At 70.7% G+C, this 4942-nt stretch carries 4 protein-coding genes; all 4 read left to right on the forward strand.

What is annotated here, in order from left to right; all coding sequences use genetic code 11:
- Positions 1 to 230: 230 nt before the first annotated feature.
- The gene (locus tag C2847_RS11995; RefSeq protein WP_105318556.1) at positions 231 to 830 is read left to right on the forward strand and encodes a hypothetical protein; all 600 of its coding nucleotides are present in this window, start codon (positions 231 to 233) and stop codon (positions 828 to 830) included.
- Positions 831 to 906: 76 nt separating this feature from the next.
- Positions 907 to 1668, forward strand: coding sequence for a hypothetical protein (locus C2847_RS12000; protein WP_105318557.1), 762 nt, complete (start codon positions 907 to 909; stop codon positions 1666 to 1668).
- Positions 1653 to 2249: a hypothetical protein gene (locus C2847_RS12005; RefSeq protein WP_105318558.1), complete on the forward strand. Its 597-nt coding sequence runs from the start codon at positions 1653 to 1655 to the stop codon at positions 2247 to 2249. The genes C2847_RS12000 and C2847_RS12005 overlap by 16 nt, the downstream gene beginning before the upstream one ends.
- The gene (locus tag C2847_RS12905; protein ID WP_105318559.1) at positions 2249 to 4738 is read left to right on the forward strand and encodes a hypothetical protein; all 2490 of its coding nucleotides are present in this window, start codon (positions 2249 to 2251) and stop codon (positions 4736 to 4738) included. The genes C2847_RS12005 and C2847_RS12905 overlap by 1 nt, the downstream gene beginning before the upstream one ends.
- Positions 4739 to 4942: the final 204 nt, after the last annotated feature.

Here is a 4942-nt window from a genome sequence, read left to right on the forward strand (position 1 = left end):
GGGAGACTTTTACGACAGCCTCTAATCTGGGGGGGCGCGTGTCCCTCTCAAAGCGGCGGGGGCACTGGGGGAATGGAGCTTTGGGGAGATCCCTTTTCACACCGTTTTCACAGCCATGGCTTAAGATGTAAGACAAGGGGAGGCAAAGAACCCCTCAACCCCAGATGGGCGCCAAGGGAGAGGGGGGAGCCAGTGGCGCAACCGGCCCCGGAGCTTTAAGGAGGTGACGCATGCGTAAGCTGGTTGCACTCATGGTCTTCTTGGCTGGCCTGGGCTTGGCCCAGACCACGGATAGTCACACCATCACCGTCAACATCCCTTCCATCCTCAGCCTGCAGATCGACGCCACCGACTTCCTCTTCGACTTCAGCAGTAACGCGACCGGGACGGTGACGGTGAACGGCACCCCCTACACCAAGGCTTCTTCCACCGCCTACGACACCTTCATCGATAACGCTACGGGCAGCGAGACCTTTGCCCCTTCTAGCGTTGCGGGTGCCGGCGGCAACGACTTCGCCACCGCGGTGGTGCGGACCAACCGGGGGCAGTGGACGGTGAACATCTCCAGCATTGGCGGCACCCTGCCCGCCCCCCTGGACAACACCCGGGTCAAGGTGTTTGCGGAAAAGGTGAGCGGCAAGGGGGCTTCCTGGACCAACGTTCTCACCACCCTCGGCGCCCCCATGACCCTCTTCAACGCCGGCTCCGGCGGCCAAGGCAGGTCGGTTTACAGGATCTACTACCTGCTCGAGATGAACATCAGCGACGACATCCCCTCCGGGGGCTACAACTACCAGATCACCATCAACTACACCCTCACGAGCCCCTAGGGATCCATAGACCCATGGGCGCCCCCTGGATCTGGGGGCGCCCCTTTCCAGCCAGGGGAGTAGCATGAGTATAGCCATGCGCAAGGCCCTTGCCCTTCTTTCCCTTCTGGTTTACCCCGCTGCCCTGGCCCAGGTGAACCTAACCATTTCCCCTGCCAGGGTGGAGCTCTTCCTGGCCCCTGGCGAGCCCTTCGCCTTCCCCGTGGTCGTGCAGAACGGCCTTCCCCGGGAGGAGCCCCTCACGGTGCGCCTCGCCCCGTTCCGGGTGCGGGAGGACGGGAGCGTGGAGATAAGGGAGGAACCTTCCCCAGGGGGCGGGCTGTGCCCAGCCCTCCAGATCCGGCCCACCGCCTTCACCGTGCCCCCCTCTGGGAAGGTGGAGGTACGTGTGGAAGGCTGGGCCCCTGGGGCAAACGAGGGCCAGGGCACCCTGGCCTGCCTGGTGGTTTTCACCGCCCAGCCCCGCCCGGGACGCCAAGGGGGGATTCAGGTCTCCCTACGCCCGGAGGTCGGCCTGGCCCTCTACGTGACCCTGCGGGGCACGGAAAAGGCCTCCCTAAGGGCAGGGGTCGGTGGCGAAGGGGAAGCCTTGCCCGTGGTCCTGGAAAACCCCGGGAACGTCCTGCAACGGGTGAACGGGGAGGCCCTGGTCCTGAACGGGGAGGGGAAAGAGGTGGCCCGGCTCCGCCTGGAGGAGGTGCCCGTCTGGCCTGGGGGGAGGAGAAAGCTGCTTCTAGAGCCGAAAAGCCCCCTCCCCCCAGGGCGCTACCGGGTGGTCCTGGTGCTGGAGAGCGCCTACGGCCGCTACGCCGCGGAGGGGGTATGGGCCGTGCCCTAGCCCCCCTCCTCCTTATCTATCTCGTCTACCACCTCCCGGCCTTGGCCCAGAGCCTCAACTGCGACGCCACGGACGTACGCTTTGACCTAGCGGCAAGCGGCCCCCTGACCTGGGTGGGGAGCTACCCCGTGGCCAGCCTGGCGGGGTACCTCCACCTCCTGGAGGGGACCACCCCTCTCCTCTTCCTCCCCACCCAAGTGGTGGGGGGAGGCCAGCCCCACCGGGTGACCTGCACGGTCTCCACCCCCAACGCCGGGGGTGGGGGCGGCACCCTGTGCGGGGCAGGCACCACCCGTTGCCTGAGGATCTTGAGCATAGGGGGGAGCCTCCCCCCTCCCCTAAACCCCAGCACCCGCCTCCGGGTGCAGGTGCAGGTGGTCTCAGGGAACGCCACCAGCCACGCCCCTACCCCCACCCCCATCGGGAGCCTGCCCGACAACCGGGGCCTGGCCAGCATCGCCAGGAACACCACCGCGGTCCTCTGGCTCTGGTTCTACCTGGAGATGGACCCAGGCGATGCCTTTTCCCCCCTTCCCACCGGTGGGACCCTGACCCTGTCCTACACTCTGCGGAACGACTGATGCGCTCCCTTTCCCTCCCCTTCCTAATCCTTGGTCTTGGTCTTGCCCTGGGAGCGGGGGTTCCCGCGGAGCCGGGCAAGGCCCTGACCCTGGTCTTCACGGGCCTGGGGGAAGGCCCCCTTTCCTGGAGGACGGGGCCTTTCCGCCCCCTCCTCCTCCCCGAGGGGGCCGAGGGCCTGGCGGTGGCGGTGCTGGAGGTGCCCCTCCAGGTGCCCCCCGGGGTCTACCCCGTCTGCCTGGTCCAGGGGGGGAGGGAGCGGTGCCAGGAGGTGCGGGTGCCGGAGGTGCGGAGGCTCCTGGCGGAGGTGCCCGCCAGGGCCCAGGGGAGCCTGCCGGTGGTCCTGGAAAACAGGGGCAACGTGCCCCTGCGGGTGCGCCTGGCCTCCGCCCAGGAGAGCGCGGTCTTCCTGCCCCCCCAGGAGGTGGCCCTGGCCCCTGGGGAGGGGAAGCGCCTCTCCCTGGGCCCCCTCGAGGCGGGGAATCTGGTCCTGGTCCTCTGGAACGGGAAGGAGGAGGAGCGCTACCTGGTGCGGGTGGAGGGCGTAGGGGGAAGCCCGCCCCCTTACCGCTTGGGAGGGCTTTTGGAAGGCGGCTTCCCAGGGCCCTGGGGGGCCTTCTCCCTCCAGGGGAACCTGGCCAAGGAGGCGGCCCTCGCCCTGCGGGTGGAGGGAGGGCAGGGCCTTTCCGCCCGGGGGGGCCTGGCCCTGGGCCCGTATGCCCTGGAGGCCAGCACCCTGCCCGCCTTGGCGGTGCGGTACCGGGAGGGCCCCTTCGCCCTGCGCCTGGCCTACCCCTGGGGCCTGGAGGGGGAGTGGGGCCAGGACGGGGAGGTCCTCCACCTCGAGGCCACCCCCCAGGCCCTGAGGGCCGCCTACGCCCGTCCGGGGCTCTCCCTCCAGGGGGCTTTCGCCGGAAGCCCCTCCTTCCGCCTGGAGTACCTGGAGGGGTACGCCGCCTACCACCTGGCCTGGGAGGGGGGTCTCCTCCTGGGGGGGAGTTTCCCCGGGCTTTCCCTGGAGGCCCTCCTCTACCCGGAACCCCGGTTGCGGGCCCTGGCCTACGGGCAGGTGGAGGGCCTCCCCCTCCACGGGGAAGCCCTGCTGGCCGGAAGCGGTTGGGGCCTCTCCGGGGGCCTGGCCCTCCCCCTGGAGGGCCTCACCCTGGGCCTCAGGGGAGGGCTGGGGAGGGCCTTGGGCCTGGGCCTCTCCCTGGAGGGCGGGGCGCCGGGCCTGGGCTTCCGGGTGGGGGCGGGGCTCTCCCCCAGCGGGGCCTCCCTGGAGGGGCGCCTCAGCTACGGGGAGGGCCCCTGGTCCCTGCGGCTTGCGGGGGTCCTGGCCCCCACGGGAAGCCGATGGGAGCTTTCCGGGGCCTATGCCCTGAGCCTCCCCATCCCGGAGGGGGTCTCCCTGGCCCTGGGGGGCGGGGAATGGCTCCCCGTGGAGGGGGTGGTGGAGTCCCAGGACAGGCCCCTCCCGGGGGCCAGGGTGGTGGGGGGGTACGCCCCGGTGGTGGCGGACGCAGGGGGGCGGTTCCGCCTGTACCTGCCGAGGGGCGGAGCCCAGGTGCGGGCCTACCCGCCCCCGGATTCCCTGGCCTTTCCCGGGGAGGCCTACGCCAGGCCAGGGGAGCCCCTCCGCCTCAGCCTGCCCCCTGGGGCCCTCCTCTCCCTGGCCTGTGCGGGGGAGGGGCGGGGAGCCTACGCCCTGGGGCCGGAACGGCTCTTCCTGCCCTGCGGGGGGCAGGCCCTCCTGCCCCCCGGGCGCTACCGCCTCCTGCCCGAGGCTTCCCCGGGCTTCCGGGGAGAGGAAGGGGAGGTGGAGCTTCCCCCCCTAGGGCGGGTGGGGGCCACGGCGCGCTTTCTCCCGGTGCCCGTGGAGGCTGCCCTCCCTCCCCTGGCCCCGGAGGTGGCGGTGGAGCCCCAGGCGGCGGCCCCAGGGGAGGTGGTGCGCCTGGTCCTGCGGGGAGTCCCCCCCGGCCCCCTGGACCTCCTGATCTACCAGGGGGAGGCCCTCCTTGCGCAGAAGGCCTTCCGGGAGCGGGAAGCCCATGGGGCCTTCGCCTTCCAGGTGCCTTGGGAGGCCGAGGGAACCCTCCGCCTGCGCCTCTTGGGGGAGGTAGGCGGCTGGCAGGAGGAGGTGTTCCTCCCCGTGGACCGGGGACGGGCCCTTCTGGAAGCCCGCCTGGATCCTCCCCGGGCCAGCCCCGGGGGGGAGGTGGCGGTGGAGGTGCGGGTGCGCTTTCCCGCGGAGGGGGCGGAGGTGCTCCTGCCCGGGGGTGGGCGGCTTCCCCTCTCCCCCGTGGGAGGGGCCGGCAAGGGGCAGGAGGGGCCCGTTTACCTCTACCGGGGCGTCCTGGCCCTCACCCCGGACCTCCTGGCCCAGGCCGTCCCGGTGAGCGACCGCTGGCGGGGCTTGGGGTTTGTGGTGGCCGCCTGGCAGGGGGCGCACCGGGTGGAGGCCCGGCTCAGGCTCATGGTGGGGCAACCGTAGCTCATACACCAGGCATGAGAGCCTGTTGTAAAAGTCATGCCTTCGTCTCATCCCACGTCCAGGATCCCCGGACGTAGCAGATGTTTCAGAGGCTGTCGTAAAAGTCTCCCACCTCACCTTACGCGGCCCTCGCCAGCCCCTTCACCAGCAAGCGTAGCATGCCCAAGTACAACCACGCCTCACTGACGGAAGGATGCTGCTCGT

Origin of the sequence: Thermus tenuipuniceus, assembly GCF_002964845.1 — a bacterium.
Taxonomy (GTDB): domain Bacteria; phylum Deinococcota; class Deinococci; order Deinococcales; family Thermaceae; genus Thermus; species Thermus tenuipuniceus.